This is a genomic window from Kribbella sp. NBC_01510 (genome assembly GCF_045040325.1).
GTDB lineage: Bacteria > Actinomycetota > Actinomycetes > Propionibacteriales > Kribbellaceae > Kribbella.
This window is the reverse complement of sequence record NZ_CP109418.1, coordinates 6,099,885-6,120,032: the sequence shown is the minus strand read 5'-3', so window position 1 is coordinate 6,120,032 and position 20,148 is coordinate 6,099,885. Positions and strand designations below refer to the sequence as shown.

At 69.4% G+C, this 20,148-nt stretch carries 18 protein-coding genes; 3 read left to right on the top strand and 15 right to left on the bottom strand.

Annotation, left to right across the window (positions count from 1 at the left end; all coding sequences use genetic code 11):
- Nucleotides 1-53: 53 nt before the first annotated feature.
- Both OG558_RS30390 and gltB read right to left on the bottom strand, forming a co-directional pair.
- Entirely contained in the window at nucleotides 54-1,520 is a 1,467-nt protein-coding gene (locus OG558_RS30390) for a glutamate synthase subunit beta (protein ID WP_405066042.1), read from the bottom strand.
- A complete protein-coding gene (gene gltB / locus OG558_RS30385; RefSeq protein WP_405066041.1) occupies nucleotides 1,520-6,043 on the bottom strand; it encodes a glutamate synthase large subunit in 4,524 nt (1,507 codons plus the stop codon). Before gltB ends, OG558_RS30390 begins: the two co-directional genes overlap by 1 nt.
- A 248-nt stretch (nucleotides 6,044-6,291) precedes the next feature.
- Here gltB and OG558_RS30380 point away from each other — a divergent pair, with 248 nt between their 5' ends.
- Nucleotides 6,292-7,116 carry a phosphotransferase gene (locus OG558_RS30380; RefSeq protein WP_405066040.1) on the top strand — a complete coding sequence of 275 codons (825 nt, stop codon included), beginning with the start codon at nucleotides 6,292-6,294 and terminating at the stop codon, nucleotides 7,114-7,116.
- Nucleotides 7,117-7,562: 446 nt separating this feature from the next.
- Here the strand turns inward: OG558_RS30380 and OG558_RS30375 are convergent, their stop codons facing one another.
- Entirely contained in the window at nucleotides 7,563-8,381 is an 819-nt protein-coding gene (locus OG558_RS30375; RefSeq protein ID WP_405066039.1) for a hypothetical protein, read from the bottom strand.
- Between the two features lie 56 nt (nucleotides 8,382-8,437).
- Here OG558_RS30375 and OG558_RS30370 point away from each other — a divergent pair, with 56 nt between their 5' ends.
- Nucleotides 8,438-9,487 carry a 1-aminocyclopropane-1-carboxylate deaminase gene (locus tag OG558_RS30370; RefSeq protein ID WP_405066038.1) on the top strand — a complete coding sequence of 350 codons (1,050 nt, stop codon included), beginning with the start codon at nucleotides 8,438-8,440 and terminating at the stop codon, nucleotides 9,485-9,487.
- On the opposite strand, the gene OG558_RS30365 is transcribed toward OG558_RS30370, so the two are convergent.
- The 12 genes from OG558_RS30365 to hisI all read right to left on the bottom strand — a co-directional run bounded on the left by OG558_RS30365 (nucleotide 9,448) and on the right by hisI (nucleotide 18,908).
- Complete coding sequence (locus OG558_RS30365) at nucleotides 9,448-10,173, bottom strand: VIT1/CCC1 transporter family protein (protein ID WP_329476032.1); 726 nt, start codon at nucleotides 10,171-10,173, stop codon at nucleotides 9,448-9,450. The genes OG558_RS30370 and OG558_RS30365 overlap by 40 nt on opposite strands.
- A complete protein-coding gene (gene lgt, locus OG558_RS30360) occupies nucleotides 10,166-11,287 on the bottom strand; it encodes a prolipoprotein diacylglyceryl transferase (RefSeq protein WP_405066037.1) in 1,122 nt (373 codons plus the stop codon). Before lgt ends, OG558_RS30365 begins: the two co-directional genes overlap by 8 nt.
- A gap of 72 nt (nucleotides 11,288-11,359) precedes the next feature.
- Complete coding sequence (locus tag OG558_RS30355) at nucleotides 11,360-12,067, bottom strand: thioredoxin domain-containing protein (RefSeq protein ID WP_405066036.1); 708 nt, start codon at nucleotides 12,065-12,067, stop codon at nucleotides 11,360-11,362.
- Nucleotides 12,064-12,540, bottom strand: coding sequence for a MauE/DoxX family redox-associated membrane protein (locus tag OG558_RS30350; RefSeq protein ID WP_329476029.1), 477 nt, complete (start codon nucleotides 12,538-12,540; stop codon nucleotides 12,064-12,066). Before OG558_RS30350 ends, OG558_RS30355 begins: the two co-directional genes overlap by 4 nt.
- On the bottom strand, nucleotides 12,537-13,196 hold the full coding sequence (locus tag OG558_RS30345; RefSeq protein ID WP_405066035.1) for an SCO family protein: 660 nt from the start codon (nucleotides 13,194-13,196) through the stop codon (nucleotides 12,537-12,539). Before OG558_RS30345 ends, OG558_RS30350 begins: the two co-directional genes overlap by 4 nt.
- 6 nt (nucleotides 13,197-13,202) lie before the next feature.
- Nucleotides 13,203-14,027 carry a tryptophan synthase subunit alpha gene (gene trpA / locus OG558_RS30340; protein WP_405066034.1) on the bottom strand — a complete coding sequence of 275 codons (825 nt, stop codon included), beginning with the start codon at nucleotides 14,025-14,027 and terminating at the stop codon, nucleotides 13,203-13,205.
- Entirely contained in the window at nucleotides 14,020-15,231 is a 1,212-nt protein-coding gene (gene trpB / locus OG558_RS30335) for a tryptophan synthase subunit beta (RefSeq protein WP_405066033.1), read from the bottom strand. Before trpB ends, trpA begins: the two co-directional genes overlap by 8 nt.
- A gap of 74 nt (nucleotides 15,232-15,305) precedes the next feature.
- Nucleotides 15,306-16,112, bottom strand: coding sequence for an indole-3-glycerol phosphate synthase TrpC (gene trpC, locus OG558_RS30330; RefSeq protein WP_328521588.1), 807 nt, complete (start codon nucleotides 16,110-16,112; stop codon nucleotides 15,306-15,308).
- 13 nt (nucleotides 16,113-16,125) lie between these two features.
- Nucleotides 16,126-16,383, bottom strand: coding sequence for an HGxxPAAW family protein (locus tag OG558_RS30325; RefSeq protein WP_329476026.1), 258 nt, complete (start codon nucleotides 16,381-16,383; stop codon nucleotides 16,126-16,128).
- Nucleotides 16,384-16,439: 56 nt separating this feature from the next.
- Complete coding sequence (locus OG558_RS30320; RefSeq protein ID WP_405066032.1) at nucleotides 16,440-16,970, bottom strand: Trp biosynthesis-associated membrane protein; 531 nt, start codon at nucleotides 16,968-16,970, stop codon at nucleotides 16,440-16,442.
- Nucleotides 16,967-18,460 carry an anthranilate synthase component I gene (locus tag OG558_RS30315; RefSeq protein WP_405066031.1) on the bottom strand — a complete coding sequence of 498 codons (1,494 nt, stop codon included), beginning with the start codon at nucleotides 18,458-18,460 and terminating at the stop codon, nucleotides 16,967-16,969. Before OG558_RS30315 ends, OG558_RS30320 begins: the two co-directional genes overlap by 4 nt.
- A gap of 118 nt (nucleotides 18,461-18,578) precedes the next feature.
- The gene (gene hisI, locus OG558_RS30310) at nucleotides 18,579-18,908 is read right to left on the bottom strand and encodes a phosphoribosyl-AMP cyclohydrolase (RefSeq protein ID WP_329476023.1); all 330 of its coding nucleotides are present in this window, start codon (nucleotides 18,906-18,908) and stop codon (nucleotides 18,579-18,581) included.
- An 89-nt stretch (nucleotides 18,909-18,997) separates the two neighbouring features.
- Between hisI and OG558_RS30305 the strand changes: the two genes are divergently transcribed.
- A complete protein-coding gene (locus tag OG558_RS30305) occupies nucleotides 18,998-20,107 on the top strand; it encodes a dipeptidase (protein ID WP_405066030.1) in 1,110 nt (369 codons plus the stop codon).
- Nucleotides 20,108-20,148: the final 41 nt, after the last annotated feature.

The following is a 20,148-nucleotide window of genomic DNA, read 5'->3' as shown; positions in this document are numbered from 1 at the left end:
GGGCACCGACCAACCACTTTTCGTGACGAATCGTGGTTGGCGGGTGCACAAGGTCAGACCGCCAGCGGGCGGGCGGTTGGGGGGATGGGGGTGGGGAGGGTGGACGAACCGGTTAGGTGGGTGTCTACGCCGCTGGCGCAGGAGCGGCCTTCGGCGATGGCCCAGACGATCAGGGACTGGCCGCGGCCGGCGTCGCCGCAGGCGAAGACGCCCTCGACCGAGGTCTGGTAGGTCTTGTCCCGCTTCACGTTGCCACGCTCGTCGAGCTCGACGCCGAGCTGCTCCAGGAAGCCCTCGCGCTCCGGACCGAGGAAGCCCATCGCGAGCAGTACCAGCTGCGCCGGGATGGTCCGCTCGGTGCCCTCGACCGGGACGAACCTGCCGTCCTTGAACTCGACCTCGACCAGGTTCAGCCCGGAGACGTTGCCCTCGGCATCGGCCTCGAAGTTGACGGTCGAGACCGAGTAGACCCGCTCGCCACCCTCCTCGTGCGCCGAGGCGACCCGGTAGATCATCGGGTACGTCGGCCATGGCTGCCCGGCCGGCCGGTCGTCGCCTGGGCGCGGCATGATCTCCAGTTGGGTGACCGAGCGAGCACCCTGCCGGTGCGCCGTACCCAGACAGTCCGCGCCGGTATCGCCGCCACCGATGATCACCACGTCCTTGCCGGTGGCAACGATCTGCTCCTCGACCAGCTTGCCGAGCGAGGCCCGGTTGGACTGCGGCAGGTACTCCATCGCCTGGTGGATGCCGCCGTGCTCGCGGCCCGGCACCGGCAGGTCGCGGGCCGCGGTGGCCCCGGTCGCGATGACGACTGCGTCGTACCGCTGCTTGAGCTGGGTCCCGGTCACGTCCACGCCGACGTTCACGCCGGAGCGGAAGACCGTGCCCTCCTCCTTCATCTGCTGGATCCGGCGGTCGACCTGTTCCTTTTCCATCTTGAACTCGGGGATCCCGTACCGCAGCAGACCACCCGGGGCGTCCGCCCGCTCGTACACCGCGACGGTGTGGCCCGCGCGGGTCAACTGCTGGGCGGCGGCCAGGCCGGCCGGGCCGGAACCGACGACCGCGATCGTCTTGCCGGTCAGCCATTCCGGCGGCTGCGGCTTGACGTCACCGGACTCCCAGGCCTTGTCGATGATCGCGACCTCGACGTTCTTGATCGTGACCGGTTCCTGGTTGATGCCGAGCACGCAGGCCGGCTCACACGGCGCCGGGCAGAGCCGGCCGGTGAACTCCGGGAAGTTGTTGGTCGCGTGCAGCCGCTCGATCGCGCCGGTCCAGTCGTCGCGCCAGACCAGGTCGTTCCACTCCGGGATCAGGTTGCCCAACGGGCAGCCGTTGTGGCAGAACGGGATGCCGCAATCCATGCAGCGACCGGCCTGCTTGGTGATGATCGGCAGCAGCGCCTTGCCGGGCCCACCGGGGTAGACCTCTTTCCAGTCCTGCACCCGCTCGTTCACCGGGCGCCGCTCGGCGACCTCACGCCGGGTGGTCAGGAATCCCTTCGGGTCAGCCATCAGATGGCCTCCATCATCGCTCGCGTGGTGGCGTCCTCGTCCAGCCCGTCGCGCTCGGCGGCCGCCTTGGCCGCCAGCACCCGGGCGTAGTCGCGGGGCATCACCGTGGTGATCCTGGCGGCGGCCGCGGGCCAGTCGGCGAGCAGCTTGGCCGCCCGTTCCGATCCGGTCTCCTCGAAGTGCCTGCGGACCAGGTCGTGCAGCAGTTCGGACTCGTCCGTGGTGACCGGGTGCAGATCCACCAGCTCCGGGTTCACCAGGGCGTGGTCCAGATCGATCACGTGGGCCACGCCGCCCGACATGCCCGCCGCGAAGTTCCGGCCGACGGCGCCGAGTACGACGACGCGCCCACCGGTCATGTACTCGCAGGCGTGGTCGCCGACCGATTCGACGACCGCGGTGGCGCCGGAGTTCCGGACACAGAACCGTTGCCCCACGCCACCACTGATGAAGAACTCGCCGGACGTCGCGCCGTAGCCGATGACGTTACCGGCGATGATCTGGTCGGCCGCGTCGAACCGCGCGTGCCGATCCGGCCGGATCACCACCCGGCCACCGGACAGGCCCTTGCCGACGTAGTCGTTGGCGTCACCCTCGAGCCGCAGCGTGACACCGCGCGGGACGAAGGCGGCGAACGAGTTGCCGGCCGACCCGGTGAAGGTCAGGTCGATGGTGCCGTCGGCCAGGCCGGCCGCGCGGTACCGCTTGGTGATCTCGTGACCGAGCATCGTCCCGACGGTCCGGTTGACGTTGCGGATCGCCAGCTGCGCCCGGACGGGTTCGCCGCTGTCCAAGGCCGGCTGGCAGATCCGGATCAGCTCGTTGTCGAGTGCCTTGTCCAGGCCGTGGTCCTGCCCGACCACCTGGTGCCGCGACGCGCCCTCGGGCAGCGCAGGCACGTGCAGGATCGGCGACAGGTCGAGCCCGTCGGCCTTCCAGTGGTCGACCGCGCGCTGGATGTCCAGCACCTCGGCATGCCCGATCGCCTCGTCCAGGGACCGGAAACCCAGCTCGGCCAGGTACTCACGGACTTCCTCGGCGATGAACTCGAAGAAGTTCACCACGAACTCGGGCTTGCCGGAGAACCGCTCGCGCAGTACCGGGTTCTGCGTCGCGACGCCGACCGGGCAGGTGTCCAGGTGGCAGACCCGCATCATGATGCAGCCCGACACCACCAGCGGCGCGGTGGCGAAGCCGTACTCCTCCGCGCCGAGCAGCGCCGCGATGACCACGTCCCGGCCCGTCTTCAACTGACCATCGGTCTGGACGACGATCCGGTCGCGCAACCCGTTGAGCAGCAGGGTTTGCTGGGTCTCGGCCAGCCCGAGCTCCCACGGACCACCAGCGTGCTTCAGCGAGGTCAGCGGCGCCGCACCCGTGCCACCGTCGTGACCGGAGATCAGTACGACGTCCGCGTGCGCCTTGCTGACCCCCGCGGCGATCGTGCCGACGCCGACCTCGGAGACGAGCTTCACGTGGATGCGCGCCCGCGGGTTCGCGTTCTTCAGATCGTGGATCAGCTGGGCCAGGTCCTCGATCGAGTAGATGTCGTGGTGCGGCGGCGGCGAGATCAGGCCGACACCCGGCGTCGAGTGCCGGGTGCTCGCCACCCACGGGTAGACCTTGTTGCCGGGCAGCTGACCGCCCTCGCCCGGCTTGGCTCCCTGCGCCATCTTGATCTGGATGTCGTCGGAGTTCGTCAGGTACTCCGCGGTGACGCCGAACCGTCCGGACGCCACCTGCTTGATCGAGCTCCGCCGGGCCGGGTCGTGCAGGCGGTCGGAGTCCTCACCGCCCTCACCGGTGTTCGACTTGCCGCCGAGCCGGTTCATCGCGATCGCCAGCGTGGTATGCGCCTCGGCGCTGATCGAGCCGTAGCTCATCGCGCCGGTGGAGAACCGCTTGACGATCGCGCTGACCGGCTCCACCTCGTCGACCGAGATCGGCTCCCGGTCGGAGTTGAAGCCGAACAGGCCGCGCAGCGTCATCAGGCGCTCGGACTGCTCGTCCACGCGGGACGTGTACTGCTTGAAGATGTCGTAGCGCCCGGTCCGGGTGCTGTGCTGCAGCCGGAACACCGTGTCCGGGTCGAACAGGTGCGGCTCACCCTCACGGCGCCACTGGTACTCGCCACCGATCTCCAGCTTGCGGTGCGCGGGCAGGATGCCGTCCGCCGGGTACGCGCGCAGATGCCGGCGGCGCACCTCCTCGGCGATGGTGTCGAGCCCGATGCCGCCAAGCTTGGACGACGTGCCGGTGAAGTAGGTGTCGACCAGCTCCGGGGACAGACCGTTCGCCTCGAAGATCTGGGCGCCGGTGTACGACGCGACCGTCGAGACACCCATCTTCGACATGACCTTGAGCACGCCCTTGCCGAGCGACTTCACCACGTTCCGGACGGCCTGCTCGGGCTCGACGCCCGGCAGATAGGTACCGCGCCGACAGAGGTCCTCGACCGCTTCCAGCGCGAGATACGGGTTGATCGCGGCCGCGCCGTACCCCATCAGGAGGGCGACGTGGTGGACCTCGCGGACGTCGCCGGCCTCGACGACCAGACCGACCTGCGTGCGGGTCTTCTCCCTCACCAGATGGTGATGAACCGCGGCGGTCAGCAGCAGCGACGGGATCGGGGCGCTGTCGGCGTTCGAGTGCCGGTCGGACAGCACCAGGATCCGGGCCCCGCCCCTGATCGCCTCGTCGGCCTCGGCGCAGATCTCGTCGAGCCGTGCCTTCAGCGCCTCGCCGCCGCCCTCGACGTCGTACACGCCGCGCAGGACCGTGGTGGCCAGGCCCGGCATGTCGCCGTCCAGGTTGATGTGGCGGAGCTTCGCGAGCTCGTCGTTGGTGATCACCGGGAACGGGATCACCACCTGACGGCAGGACGCCGGGCTCGGGCTGAGCAGGTTCGCCTCCGGGCCGAGGCTCGACGACAGCGAGGTGACGAGCTCTTCGCGGATCGCGTCCAGCGGCGGGTTGGTGACCTGCGCGAACAGCTGGGCGAAGTAGTCGAACAGCAGCCGCGGCCGGTCACTCAGTACGGCGATCGGCGTGTCGGTGCCCATCGAGCCGATCGGCTCGGCGCCGGCCCTCGCCATCGGGGTGAGGATGACGCGGAGCTCTTCCTCGGTATACCCGAACACTTGCTGGCGGCGTGTCACCGACGCGTGGCTGTGGACGACGTGCTCGCGCTCGTGCAGGTCCTCGAACCGGATCAGGCCGGCGTGCAGCCATTCGTCGTACGGGTGCTCGGTGGCGAGCGCGTTCTTCACCTCGGAGTCGGTGATGATCCGGTGCGCCTCGACGTCGACCAGGAAGATCCGTCCGGGCTCGAGCCGGCCCTTCTCGGTCACGGTCGCGGGGTCGATGTCGAGGACGCCGGCCTCGGACGCGAGTACGACGAGACCGTCCTCGGTGACCCAGTAGCGCGACGGCCGGAGACCGTTGCGGTCCAGGACCGCGCCGACCTTGGTGCCGTCGGAGAAGACGACCGACGCCGGGCCGTCCCACGGCTCCATCAGCGTCGAGTGGAACTCGTAGAACGCGCGCCGCTTGGGATCCATCGTGGTGGCGTTCTCCCACGCCTCCGGGATCATCATCAGCATCGCGTGCGGGAGCGAACGGCCGCCCAGGTGCAGCAGCTCCAGGACCTCGTCGAACGAGGCCGAGTCCGACGCGCTCGGCGTACAGATCGGGTAGAGCTGCTCGAGGTCGCCGGGGATCAGGTCGCTGCTGAGGAGCGCCTCACGGGCGCGCATCCAGTTGCGGTTGCCCTGCACGGTGTTGATCTCGCCGTTGTGGGCGATGTACCGGTACGGATGGGCCAGCGGCCAGGACGGGAACGTGTTGGTGGAGAACCGCGAGTGCACGACACCGATCGCGGAGGCGAAGTCGGGATCGGTCAGCTCGGGAAAGAACTTGTCCAGCTGGTCGGTGGTCAGCATCCCCTTGTAGGTGATGGTCCGGCCGGAGAGCGACGGGAAGTAGGTCTCGGTCTCCTTCTCGGCCCGCTTCCGCAGCCGGAACGCCATCCGCTCCAGTGCCAGGCCGAGCACCCGGCCGGCCTTCGCGGCGACGAACAACTGCTTGAAGGTCGGCATCACCGAGCGTGCGGTCGCGCCGAGCAGGTCCGGGTCGGTCGGGACGTCCCGCCAACCCAGGACTTCCAGGTTCTCCTCGGCGGCCAGCTCCTCGATCCGGTCTGTTGCCTTTGCGGCGTCGTCAGGGTCGGCCGGGAGGAACGCGATGCCGGTGGCGTAACCGCGCTGCACCGGCAGCTCGAACTCGCACACCTTGCGGTAGAACGCGTCCGGGATCTGGATCAGGATGCCGGCGCCGTCGCCGGAGTCCGGTTCGGCGCCGGACGCGCCGCGGTGCTCGAGGTTGCGCAGGGCGGTCAAAGCCTTGGCCACGATGTCGTGGCTCGGTTCACCGGTCAGGGTCGCGACGAAGGCGACACCACAAGCGTCGTGCTCGTGCTGTCCGTCGTACAAACCCTCGCTCGGGAATGGGGGGCGACCAAACATTCAGGGGCTCCCGTCGTCCTACGGTCAACAACTGGCCGCGGGACAACATTGGCCCAAGCCGGGTGTCCCGAGACTACCTCATGACGCTCGACAGATGGACAGCCATTCCACCGTCACAACGCCCTCATAACCCTCAGTAGGCACGCGCTCACTGCCAGCCTCCATCATCCCCGCCAACCGCCCACACAACCACCCACAGCACCTGAAATTCACCTGCTGAGACCGCCCGTCCCTGATAAGCCACAGCCATGTCCTGGCACCCCTCCCCCGACTGGCAAGCCCTCACGTCCGGCACCGGACAAGCCACCGGCGGGGTCTGGCTCACACCCGACCAACAGGTCGTCAAACGCCTCGTCCCCGGCGTCACCGACCCACGCCACCACGCCTACTGGGAACGCCAGGCCTTGGTCGCCGAATCCGGCATCGTCGCGGCCACTCCAGGCCTCCGCGCACCGGCGTGTCTGGGCGTCGAACGCGACCCATCCGGCATCACGCTGCGGATGGCGTTCGTACCCCCGGTCGCGTCGACACCAGTAGCTCTGGCTGCCGCTCTGGGCCGCTTCGCACGCTCCCCGACGCCAGCGCCCGCCTGGGCCGCTCGGGACGTACTCCGAGACCGCCTGACGACCGTAGAGCGGCGCGGTGGGTGGAGTGCGTTGGCGCGCGCCGGGCTCAGCTCGGCGGCGACGGACGCCCTGTGGCGGCGGCGAGACGCAGCGCTGGCGGTCCTGGACGACCTGCCGCGAGTCCCCACCCACGGTGACGCACACCCCGTGAACCTGCTCGGCCGCGACGGCGACGACGTACTGGCCATCGACTGGGAGCAGTTCGGCCACGGCCCGGCCGGCTTCGACCTCGGCTACCTACTGCTGGCCTTGGACACGCCACTCGATCAACTACTGGCAGCTCACGGCGGCGACCTGGACGCCGTTCGACGAGGTGCGGTGCTGGTGGCGGCGTACACCGGCTTGTCGCGTGCGGCCTGGGCACTCGGCCAGCCAGACCCCAACGATCACGTCGAGCGGCTCGTCAGGCTCTCCCCGGTGGTCGAAGAGGCAGTCGCGTATGCCTGAGCAGTCCGGAAAGGGCATAACGACAGGAGGTAGTCGATCCAGCGCAAGACCCGGACAGGTGTTCAGGCGGGGACCGCCCCTGGGCCGGCGGCGTCGAACCGACTACCTCCTGTCGTTACGGCCCTTCGGCACAACCGACGCATCCGTCCACCAGCTGAACACGCGGCGCCGAGCCCGCGGACATCCTCTGGGGACCGCGGACAGAAATAGCGGCTGTCCTGCGGTTTCCATGGGTGGCCCGGGGGCCAACCCCACCCCGGCGGACACCACTGCGCCAGCCCCGGCCGCTGGTCGCCGCCACTCGACCCGCCCGGCTGCCCGACAGCCCCGCCTCCCTACCCCGCCCCGGCTGCCTCGGTCGGTCACTTTGTGCACCAGATCCGTACGGCCCCGGCCCAGCGGGTACGGAACTGGTGCACAAAGTCGATCTCTCCTAGGCCGAAACCTCACCCAGGCGTGAGGCCGGCGGTCCGCCCGGCCGCGTGCCACGCCCGGTAGAAGGCGTCGTAGCTGGGATAGCGGGTGGTGGTGGCTTCCTGAAGTACGGCGTACTGGGCGTCGGTGCCGCGGAAGGCGGTCCGGTCCAGGCTGGCGTCGGAGAGGAAGACGAGGGCAGCGCGGGCGAGGACGTAGGCGGTGGTGCGGGTGTCGATGGGGGCGCCCAGGGAGTGTTGTTCGGGGGCCATCAAGCGGGTCGAGCCGAACATGCGGCCCATCGTGTTGCGGAAGGGGCCTCGATGGTAGGTGTCCAGATCGATGACGGTGAGTTGGTGGGCGTCGAAGTCGTAGAGAAGGGCGCCGTCGTAGAAGTCGCCTTCGACCCAGCCGGCCGCGTCGAGCCGAGCATGGAGGTCGTAGAGAGCATCCAGGGCGGCGAGGATCTCCGGCACCGGCAAGGCCTTGAAGCGTTGATGGGCGCTGGCAGGGTCGTCGCGGTTGGTGCCGAGGTGTTCGCCGATGCGCCAGTCGTAGACGAGGAGCGGGCCGGCTGGGGACTCGATGACGGCGTGGAGGGCTGGGAGGGCCGGGTGTACGACGGACTCCGCAAGGGCGGCGGCGTTGCGCAACAACGCGACCCGGCCGTCGAAGTCGAGGTACGGCGCGGAGTCCGCGGGATCGCCCGCGGTCTTCACGAAGTACGTCCGGGTGGCGGTTCGGACGCCGTACGAGATGTTGCCGGAGTCCTGGGTGGTGAAGCGGGTGAAGATGGTGCCCAGGTGATTGAGGTATGTGGCTGGGAGTACGTCGATCTCGCCGGGGAACATCTGGGGGACGCTAGTCACGACGACGCCGGACGGCGACCGAGTTTTGGGAGGAACGTATGGCGCTGGGTGACTTTCCGCGGTATCCGCTCACGTTCGGGCCGAGTCCGGTCCATCCGCTCGATCGGCTGAGTTCGCACCTTGGTGGGGCTCGGATCTGGGCCAAACGGGAGGACTGCAATTCGGGGCTCGCCTACGGCGGGAACAAGACCCGGAAATTGGAGTACCTGATTCCGGATGCGCTGGCGCACGGTGCGGACACGTTGGTGTCGATCGGGGGTTATCAGTCCAACCACACCCGGCAGGTCGCGGCCGTCGCGGCGAAGGTCGGGTTGAAGGCCGTGCTGGTGCAGGAGAACTGGGTCGACTGGCCGGACGCGCTCAACGACCGGGTCGGGAACATCCTGCTCAGCCGGATCATGGGCGCCGAGGTCCGGCTCGATCCGGCCGGGTTCGGGATCGGCTTCAAGGACAGCTGGAAGGAGGCGCTGGCCGACGTCGAGGCGCGCGGAGGTACGCCGTACGCGATCCCGGCAGGTGCTTCGGACCACCGGCTCGGTGGACTCGGATTCGCGAACTGGGCGGTCGAGGTCGAGCAGCAGGAGCGGGAGCTCGGGGTCTTCTTCGACACGATCATCGTGTGTGCGGTGACCGGCTCGACGCAGGCGGGGATGATCGCCGGGTTCGCCGGCCAGGACCGGCCGCGGCGGGTGATCGGGATCGACGCGAGCGCGAAGCTGCGGGAGACCCGCGACCAGGTCGAGCGGATCGCCCGCGCCACCGCCGAGCTGATCGAGCTCGGCCGCGACCTGCGCGACGACGAGATCACCGTGCTCGAAGGCTGGGCCGGCGACCGGTACGGGATCCCGGTGCAATCCACGCTGGACGCGATCCGGCTCACCGGTCAGCTCGAAGGGATGATCATCGACCCGGTCTACGAGGGGAAGTCGATGGCCGGCCTGATCGACCTGATCCGGAACGGCGACATCCCCAAGGACGCCAACGTCCTCTACGCCCACCTGGGCGGCCAGCCCGCGCTCAACGCCTACAGCGGGCTGTTCACGCACAGTCAGCCGATGCCGGGTCCGACCAACGTCCCGACGCCGTAGGTGAGTGCTGCGGCCAGACCACCGAGGAGGAGTTGGCGGAAACCGGAGTACCACCAGGACCGGCTGGTCACGCGGGAGACGATCGCACCGCAGACGAAGAGCGCGGTCAGCGACATGATCAGGGCCGGTACGACGCTGCCCGCGCCGAGCAGGTACGGCAGCAGCGGGATGAACGCGCCGACCGCGAAGCAGATGAACGACGACGCGGCCGCGATGACCGGGTTCGGCAGGTCGTTGGGGTCGATGCCGAGTTCTTCGCGGACGTGTTCCTGGAGGGCCTGGTCGGGGTCGGTGTGGAACTGTTTCGCGACCTTGCTGGCCAGGTCCGGGTCGAGGCCCTTGGCGCGGTAGGTCTCGGCGAGCTCGATCTCCTCGTCGATCGGGTGCCGCTGGATCTCCTTGCGCTCTTTCTCGATCTCGGCCCGGGCGAGCTCGCGCTGCGAGGCGACGGAGGTGTACTCCCCCGCCGCCATCGAGAACGCGCCCGCGGCCAGGCCGGCCAGCCCGGCGAGCACGATCACACTCGAGCCGGACGCCGTACCGCCGTCCATGCCGGCGATCAGGGCGAAGTTCGAGACCAGGCCGTCCATCGCGCCGAACACGGCCGGGCGCAGCCAGCCGCCGTTCACATCACGATGAGTGTGATCTCCGTGATGCTCGGCAGAAACCTCGGGAACCTCAGTCACGAGACCCATCTGATTCGGAACCGTTGGTCGCGTCAACCTTCGGCTTGTCTGCTGGGGTCGCCTCGGCAGCCGGTCCTCCGGCCGGCTCTCCCGAGGCGGAGGTGGAATCGCCGGAGCCCGTCCCAGCGGGCTTCGCGGAGCTCGCCTCCGGCGTCGGCGCGTCGGCGGCCGCGTCCTCCCCAGTGCCGGCTTCCGGTGTCGCCGCGTCGGCTTCGTCGGAGTCGGTGCCGGTTTCCGGCTTCTCGCTGTCAGTGGGCTTGCCGGCGGAGGGGCCGGTGGAGATGTCTTCCTGGCCGGGGTACTTGCGGGCGCTGATGATGAAGGCGGCTACGGCGAGGACGAACAGGATGATGGCGGTCCACACGTTCAGCCGGAGGCCGAGGAAATGGTTGACCGTGTCGATGCGCAGGTTCTCGATCCACACGCGGCCCGCGGTGTAGCCGGCCACGTAGAGGAAGAACGCCCGGCCGTGGCCCAGCTTGAAGCGGCGGTCGACCAGGATGACCAGCGCGACCACGCCGAGGTTCCAGATCGCTTCGTACAGGAACGTCGGGTGGAAGGTGGCGAAGTCGGCGTACCCGTCCGGGCGGTGCTCGGGCGAGATCTCCAGGCCCCATGGCTTGGTCGTCGGCTTGCCGAACAGCTCCTGGTTGAAGTAGTTGCCGAACCGGCCGAACACCTGCGCCAGCGCGATCCCCGGCGCCATCGCGTCCGCGACCGCCAGGAACGGCACCTTGGCCCGCCGGCAGGCGATCCAGGCGCCGAGCGCACCGAAGCCGACTGCGCCCCAGACGCCGAGCCCGCCGTGCCAGATCTTCAGCGCGTCGATCGGGTGCCGGCCCTCGCCGAAGTACAGCTCGGCGTCGGTGACGACGTGGTAGATCCGGGCGCCGACCAGCCCGAACGGGATGGCCCAGAACATGATGTCGGCGAGCACGGTCGGTGAGCCGCCGCGGGCGACCCAGCGGTGGCGGCCGAGCCAGTAGCCGGCGAAGATACCGGCCAGGATGCACAGCGCGTACGCGCGGATCGGCAGGCCGGCGATGTGCCAGACACCCTGGCTCGGGCTGGGAATGAACGCCGGAACCATCACGGCGGGAATCAGACTAGACATGGCAAAGGGGAACGCTACTCGACCGGCCAGGGCACGACCAGAAACTCATGGTCACGATGGGGACTCGGTGCGTCAGCTCGCGATGTCATCGACGGCCTTCTGCAAGCCGTCGGCGGTCAGCTGGTTGGCTTCCAGCTGCTTGTCGTTGACGTAGACCGTCGGCGTCCCGGTCACGCCGCGGTCGTCCGCGGCCTTCGACACCGTGTCGAGCCAGCCGCCGTAGGTGTTGTCCCGCACGGCCTGCTGGAACTTCGCGTCACCGATACCGAGCTGGCTGCCCAGGTCGAGCAGCTGGTCCGTGGTCCACGACTTGCTGAAGTCGCCGTACATCTCGTCGGCGTAGCTGAGCGCCTTGCCGTTCGCGGCCGCGGCGGCGAAGGCGTTGGCCAGCCGGGGCGAGGCGTCCGGGTTGACGAAGGCGAGCGGCCAGTAGGTCAGCGTCGCCGAACCGTCCTGGACGAGTTTGTCGACTACTCCACCGGTCGACTCCTCGAACTCCGCGCAGTGCGGGCAACGGAAGTCGAGGTAGATGTCGATGTGCACCTTGGCGTCGGCGTTGCCGACGGTGACGCCCTTGCCGGACGCGCCCGGGCCGGTGATCACCGTGGGCTCGGGTTTGCCGTTCGAGCTGACCTCGACCTTGGAGTGCCCGCGCCAGTACTGCACGCCGACGCCGCCCGCGAGGGCCAGCACCAGCACGATCACCACGATGATCCCGGGCGAGATCCGCCGCTTCGGCGGCTGCAGCAGCGGATTCGCGGGGGCCTTGGTGTTGCTCACGACGCAATGACTCCTTGCGGTTCGGGTTCCAGGGCGAACTTGCTGGTGGGGTTCAACCACAGCCAGGCCGCCAGCAGCAGCAGGCCGACGTCCCGCAGGATCTCCTGCAGGTACTTCGTCTGACCGGGGGCGACCTGGCCACCGCCGCCGAAGCAGCCGCAGTCGATCGCCAGGCCGCGCGCCCAGGCGGACGCCACCGCGGCGATGAACACGACCAGGAAAACACCCGCGGCGGCCGCGGCGGCGCGGACACCGAAACCGACGATCAACAGCAATCCGATCGCGATCTCCAGGAACGGCAGCCCCCAGCCGACGGGCGCCGCCAGCGACGCCGGCAGCAGCTCGTACGCGCGGACCGCCTGGGCCGCCGTCTCGGGATCGGTCACCTTCAACGCGCCCGCCACCAGCATCACGCCGCCGAGCAGGAGCCGCGCTCCCAGCGAGACCCATTCGAACCAGGGTCGACGATTCACTGGTTGTCCTCCACCAGCTTCCCGAAGTCGTGGGCCAGGTCGCCGATGGCGGCGTTCGACAACCAGAGCACGTTCGCCTTGTCGTTCTTGCCGAAGCCGATCACCTGCGCACCGTGACCGACCTCGTACCCGCCGGAGGGCAGCTTCTGCATCCCTTCCACCGGTACGCCGACGGCCTTCGCGATGTCCTTGATCGACGTCAGCGAACCGGTCAGCCCGACGAACGACGGGTCGAACCGGTCCAGGTACTTGCGAATCACCGGGCCGGTGTCACGGGCCGGGTCGGTGGTGACGAACAGCAGTTGCACCTGGTCCCGCACCGGCTGGTCCAGCTTGGTCAGCGCGGACGCCACATCGGCCATCACGGTCGGGCACACGTCCGGGCAGTTCGTGTAGCCGAAGAACACCAGCGTGACCGGCTTCTTGGTCGAGGTGACCAAGTTGAACGGGTTCCCGCCGGTGTCGGTCAGCGTGGCCGCCGGCAACGAGTACGGCCGGTCCAGCGTCGCCCCGCGCAGACCGTTCGGATCCTGCGTGGTGCGGATGATCGCACCACCGGGGTTGTCCGCCTTCTCCTTGTCGCCGCCACTGCAGCCCGCGAGGGCGAGCAGAGCCACCGCGGCCAGTAGAAGTGCCGCGTTCCTGGTTCGACTCACGGCGTACTAACGACTCGCGGCGGCGCTGGGTTCCCTGCGGACGCCTTCGGACAGGGCTTCCGCGAGCGCGCGGACCCCGGCCGGGCCGCCGTCCTCGAGCGCCTTGACGAGGGCCGCGCCGACGATCGCCGCGTCCGCGAACGCCGCCACACCGGCCGCCTGGTCGGCGTTCGAGATTCCGAGGCCGACGCCGACCGGCAGGCCGGTGACCGCCTTCGTCCGCGCCACCAGTGGCGCCGCCAGCTCCGACGGCTTGTCCCGAGCACCGGTGACACCCATCACAGCGGTCGCGTAGACGAAGCCGCGGCAGGCGGCCGTGGTCATCCGGATCCGCTCGTCGGTCGACGACGGTGAGACCAGGAACACCTTGTCCAGGTCGTTCTTGTCCGCGGCCGCGATCCACTCCGCACCCTCGTCCGGGATCAGGTCGGGCGTGATCAGGCCCGCTCCCCCGACGCCGGCGAAGTCCGCGGCGAACCGGTCCACGCCGTACCGCTCGACCGGGTTCCAGTACGTCATCACGAGCACCGGGACATCGGAGTACGCCGCGACCTTCTCGATCGTGCTCAGCACGTCGCGGGTCCGCAGCCCGCCGGCCCGGGCCACCTCGGTGGCGCGCTGGATGGTGACGCCGTCCATCACCGGGTCGCTGTACGGGAGGCCGACCTCGACCACGTCGACGCCGCCGTCGATCATCGCCTTGATCCCGTCCACACCACCGTCGTACGTCGGGAAGCCGGCCGGCAGGTAGCCGACCAGGGCGCCGCGGCCCTCGTCGTTGGCCTTCCGGATCGCGGCGCCGGCCTTGCCCAGAGCAACCAGATCACTCACCGGTGGCCTCTTTCTCGCCGAGGCCGAACCAGGTGGCGGCCGTGTCCATGTCCTTGTCCCCGCGACCGGACAGGTTCACCAAAATGGTTGCCTCCGGCCCCAACTCCGTCGCGATGTCGAGCGCGCCGGCGACCGCGTGCGCGGACTCGATCGCCGGGATGATGCCCTCGGTCCGGGACAGCAGCTTGAACGCCTCCATCGCCTCGGCGTCCGTGATCGGCCGGTACGACGCCCGCCCGGTCTCGGCCAGCCATGCGTGCTCCGGCCCGACCCCGGGATAGTCCAGCCCGGCCGAGATCGAGTGCGACTCGATCGTCTGCCCGTCCTCGTCCTGCAACAGGAACGACCGCGCACCATGCAGTACGCCGACCTGCCCGGCGGTGATCGTGGCCGCGTGCCGGCCGGTCTCGAACCCGTCGCCACCCGGCTCGATGCCGTACAGCTTCACGCTCGCGTCCGGGATGAACGCGGTGAACAGGCCGATCGCGTTCGACCCGCCGCCCACGGACGCCACCGCGGCGTCGGGGAGCTTGCCGAGCAACTCGAGCGACTGCTCCCTGGCCTCGTCGCCGATACCGCGGACGAAGTCGCGCACCATGGCGGGGAACGGGTGCGAGCCGGCCGCCGTACCCAGGATGTAGTGCGTCTTGTCCACGCTGGCGACCCAGTCGCGCAGGGCCTCGTTGATCGCGTCCTTCAGCGTCCGGCTGCCGGTCTTCACCGAGATGACCTCGGCGCCGAGCAGCTGCATCCGGGCCACGTTCAGCGCCTGCCGCCGGGTGTCGACCTCACCCATGTAGACCACACACTCGAGGTCCAGGTAGGCGCACGCGGTCGCGGTCGCGACGCCGTGCTGGCCGGCGCCGGTCTCGGCGATCACCCGGGTCTTGCCCATCCGCTTGGTCAGCAGGGCCTGGCCGATCGCGTTCCGGATCTTGTGCGCACCGGTGTGGTTCAGGTCCTCGCGCTTCAGCAGGATCCGGGCGCCGGCCGCGTCGGACAGCCGGGTCGCGTCGTACAGCAGGCTCGGGGCGCCGATGTACTCGTGCAGCATCCGCTCGAACTCACCGGTGAACTCCGGGTCGGCCATGGCTTCGCGCCACGCCGTGGTGAGCTCGTCGAGTGGCGCGATCAGCGCCTCCGGCATGAACCTGCCGCCGAAACGGCCGAAGTGCCCGAGCTGGTCGGGCAGCACACTACTCATCCGACAAACCTTCCAAAACCCGGCTCTACAGCGCGGGAGAGTGTCCGTCCCGGTGCCGTTTGGACCGGCCGGGTCTAGTGCCGCTGCTGGATGGCGGGATGCGATCCGGCGGCGACGAGGTCGGCGACCGAGGCGCGGGGATCGCGGCCGGTCACCAGGGTTTCACCGACGAGGACGACATCGGCCCCGGCGCGCGCGAACTCGATTACATCATGCGGGCCGCGAACGCCGGACTCCGCCACCCGGACCAGGTTCGACGGGATCGTCGGCGCGACCCGGGCGAAGGTGTCCCGGTCGACCTCGAGAGTCTTCAGGTTCCGGTTGTTCACGCCGATCAGCTGAGCGCCGGCATCCACCGCACGCCGGGTCTCCTCCTCGTCGTGCACCTCGACCAGCGGGCACAGGCCGATCGAGTGCGCGCGCTCGATCAGTGAGACCAGGGCCTCCTGCTCCAGCGCCGCGGCGATCAGCAGCACCATGTCGGCGCCGGCCGCACGGGCCTCCCAGAGCTGGTACGACGAGACGATGAAGTCCTTCCGCAGGACCGGGACGTCGACCCGGCCGCGCACCGCGCGCAGGTCGTCCAGGCTGCCGTTGAACCGGCGCCGCTCGGTCAGTACCGAGATCGCCGCCGCGCCGCCCTCCTCGTACTCCCCGGCCAGCGCGGCCGGGTCGGTGATCTCGGCCAGCTCGCCCTTGGACGGGCTGGATCGCTTCACTTCGGCGATGATCGCGATCCCGTCACCGCGGAACACCGGCATCGGGTCCTTGGCGTCGGGCTTGCGCTGGGCTTCCTGCTTCAGGTCGTCCAGGCTGACCCGCGCCTGGCGCTCCGCGAGGTCCTCCCGGACCCCCGCGAGAATGTCGTCAAGCACAGTCATGTCCGTCCGCCCCTCAGTGGTCGCCGTCGGCCGGGACCCCGAACCCCAGCAGTTGCATGACCTTGCCGGTCAGCGCACCCAGCACAGCGATGGCGACCGCGATCCAGAACAGCACCCAGTTCGGACCGAGCACCATCGCGATAGCGCCGACCGTGAACGCGATCAGCACGATGGTCACCGCGGTCCACGCCGCCGGGCTGTTGCCGTGCAGGTCGTGGGGAGCCTCCTCGCTCACCCGCGTCGCTACTTGATCGGCCGTCGTATTGTCCATGGTTGGCGCCACTCCTCGTTGTCGTCCCGTCCTATTGTGGCGGTAGGCCGCCGCGGTCAGAGAGTCGGGTCCTCCCCGGCGTCGATCGCCTTCCACTGATCGGCCGGTGCGGCGGCCGGATCACGCTCGTAGCGCGCCGTCGCGCGACGCCAGCGATGGGCTGTCAGCAAGGCGATCAGACCCGTCGCGACCAGCGCCACGCCCCCGGCCAGGGCGAACCAGGGTGCCGGACCGCCGGACAGCGTGACGTGGTCAGTGACCGCCTGACTGAGCTCCGGCCGGATCCTGCTCAGCTCACTCACGTCGGGCCGCACCTGCAGCGCGACGGCGATCGCGGCAACGCCCATCAACAGCACTAGCGCACCCAGCACCCGACGCAATGCTGTACCTGCGAGTTTCGTAACGACGATCGCGACCACCGACGCGAGTGCCAGCGTCACCGGTGCCTTCGTGACGGTGTATCCGCTGAAGTCCACACTCGGACGCCCGCTCCCCGGGTGCGCCGTAGACCACGTCAGGTACGCCGACAACCCGAGCAGGACCAGCGCCACGACGGCGAGGAGATCGACGAGTCGCTGCGGCTTCATACGTCGCTGAACGTTCCCGCGACCGCGATCGCGTTCAGGACGGCGGCCGCCTTGGTCCGGCACTCGGCGTCCTCGGCGGCCGGGTCGGAGTCGGCGACGATGCCCGCGCCGGCTTGCACGTACGCCGTGGAGCCGCGCAACACCGCGGTCCGGATGGCGATCGCGGTGTCCACGTCACCGGCGAAGTCCAGGTAGCCGACGACACCGCCGTACACACCGCGCCGGGTCACCTCGAGCTTGTCGATGATCTCCATCGCCCGCGGCTTCGGCGCACCGGACAGCGTCCCGGCCGGGAACGCCGCGGTGAGCGCGTCGAACGCGGTCTTGCCGGCCGCCAGCTGCCCGGTGACGGTCGATTCCAGGTGCATCACGTGGCTGTAGCGGCGGACGTCCATGAAGTCGACCACCTCCACGGTGCCGGGCGCGCAGACCCGGCCGACATCGTTGCGGCCGAGGTCGACGAGCATCAGGTGCTCGGCGCGCTCCTTGGCGTCGGCGCGCAGCTCCTCCTCCAGCGCGTGGTCCTCCTCCGGCGTAGCGCCGCGGCGGCGGGTGCCGGCGATCGGGTGCAGGATCACCTTGTTGTCGGTGACCTTGACCAGCGCCTCGGGACTCGATCCGACGATGTCGAAGCCGTCCAGGCGGACCAGGTACATGTACGGGCTCGGGTTCGAGCGGCGCAGCACCCGGTAGATGTCGAGCGCGGACGCCGTGGTCTGCAGCTCGAACCGCTGCGACACGACGATCTGGAACGCCTCGCCGGCGCGGATCTCCTCCTTGGCGTGCTCGACCGCCTCCCGGTACTCCGCGCTGGACCGCTGCCGGTGGGGATCCGGCACCGCGGTCCGGTCTGCGCGCACGACGTACGACGGGGTCGGCTGCGCCAGATCCGCCTCCATCGCGTCGAGGCGGCGTACGGCGTCCGCGTAGGCCTCGTCGACACGCTCGTCGGAGTCGTCCCAGTTGACCGCGTTCGCGATCAGCCAGATCTCGCCGGTCTCGTGATCGAGGGCGGCCAGGTCGGTGGCGAACAGGAACGTGAGCTCGGGCAGGCCGAGGTCGTCGGTCGTTGTGTCGGGCAACCGTTCGAGCCGGCGGACCGCGTCGTACCCGAGGAAGCCGACCATACCGCCGGTCAGTGGCGGCAGGTCGGGCAGCCGGGGCGTGTGCAGGATCTCCAGCGTCTCGCGCAGCGCCTTCAGCGGGTCACCGGTCTGCGGCAGGCCGACCGGCGGCTTGCCGGTCCAGATCGCCTCGCCGTCGCGCTCGGTCAGCGTCGCCGCGCTGCGCACGCCGATGAACGAGTAGCGCGACCAGACGCCGCCGTTCTCCGCGGACTCCAGTAGGAAGGTCCCTTCGCGCTCGGCAGCGAGCTTGCCATAGACACCGATCGGCGTCTCCGCATCGGCCAGCAGCCGCCGCGTCACCGGGATGACCCGACGGTCCTTGGCATAGTCGCGGAAGGTCTCGATGGCCGGGTTCGTGGTCATGGGGCCTCCCGGCCTGGACTGAGGAGCGCAGGGAGCGCAGCGACTGGAGCGACGAGGGAAGGCCGGGAGGTAGAGCCCCATGACCCCGCCGGCGCCGAAGGCCCGGCCAAAAGCACTGTCATGCCTTGACCTCGATCTGGCCGTGCTCGAAGCAGGTGCGGGTGCCGGTGTGGCAGGCTGGGCCTTCCTGGTCGACGAGGACGAGCAAGGTGTCGGCGTCGCAGTCGACGAGGATCTGCTTGACGTGCTGACGATGGCCGCTGGTCTCGCCCTTGACCCAGTACTCCTGCCGGCTGCGGGACCAGAACGTGCTCCGCCCGGTCGCCGCGGTCCGGCGGACCGCCTCGGCGTTCATCCAGCCCACCATCAGGACCTCACGCGTGTCGTATTGCTGCACCACTGCTGGGATCAGCCCGGCCGCGTCGAAGGTCAGCTCGTCAATGCTCACCCGCCCATTGTCGCCGATCACCAGGAGCACTCCGAACACGGTGCCTCGCGATGAACACGCGTAGTGGGACGGGCTGACAGTATGAGGGCATGACGACGAGTGAGGCACGCGTCCAGGAACTGCTGACCGAGCACCCGGTGATCGACGGCCACAACGACCTGCCGATCGCGTTCTACGAGCTGTGCGGGTACGACCTGGACGCCCACGACCTGAGCGGCTCGGTGCCGTCCCTGCACACGGACCTGCCGCGGTTGCGGACCGGACACGTCGGCGCGCAGTTCTGGTCCCTGTGGGTCCCACAGGACGAGCACTCGGTACGGCGCACGTTCGAGCAGGTCGACTTCGTTCATCGGCTCGTGGAGCGGTTCCCGGCCTGGCTCCAGCTCGCATCGACCGCCGATGACGTCGACGCCGCGATCAAGGCCGGGCGGGTCGCCTCGCTGATGGGGATGGAGGGCGGCCACTCGATCGGTGAGTCGCTCGGGGTGCTGCGGGTCATGCGGGAACTGGGCGTGCGCTACATGACGCTCACGCACAACAACAACGTGTCCTGGGCGGACTCCGCGACCGACGAGCCGGTGCTCGGCGGGCTGAACGAGTTCGGCGAGGAGGTCGTCCGGGAGATGAACCGGATCGGCATGCTTGTCGACCTCTCGCACGTCTCCGCGGACACCATGCGGCACGCGTTGCGGGTGACCAGCGCGCCGGCGATCTTCAGCCACTCGTCGGCCCGCGCGATCTGCGACGTACCGCGGAACGCGCCGGACGACGTGCTCGAGACCCTGGCCGGCAACGACGGCGTCTGCATGGTGACCTTCGTCCCGTACTTCGTCTCCCAGGCGTACGTCGACTGGGTCAAGGGAGCCAAGGAGGCGCAGCCGGACCTGAACCCGATGAACCCGGCCGACCAGGCGAAGCTGGCGGAGTCGTACGACGTGCCGAAGCCCGAGGTCACCCTGGACGACGTGGTCGAGCACGTCGACCACGTCCGCGGTATCGCCGGCGTCGACCACATCGGCCTCGGCGGCGACTACGACGGCTGCCCCGAATTCCCCACCGGCCTCGCGGACGTCGCGTCGTACCCGGCCCTCTTCGAGGCCCTCGCCGACCGCGGCTGGAACGACACCGAACTGGCAAAACTTGCCAGCGGCAACATCCTCCGCGTCCTCCGCGCCGCCGACGACGCAGCCGCCGTCTAGACCGTGTCCGGTGATCCCGCGCCGTAGCGAGCCGAGGTGCC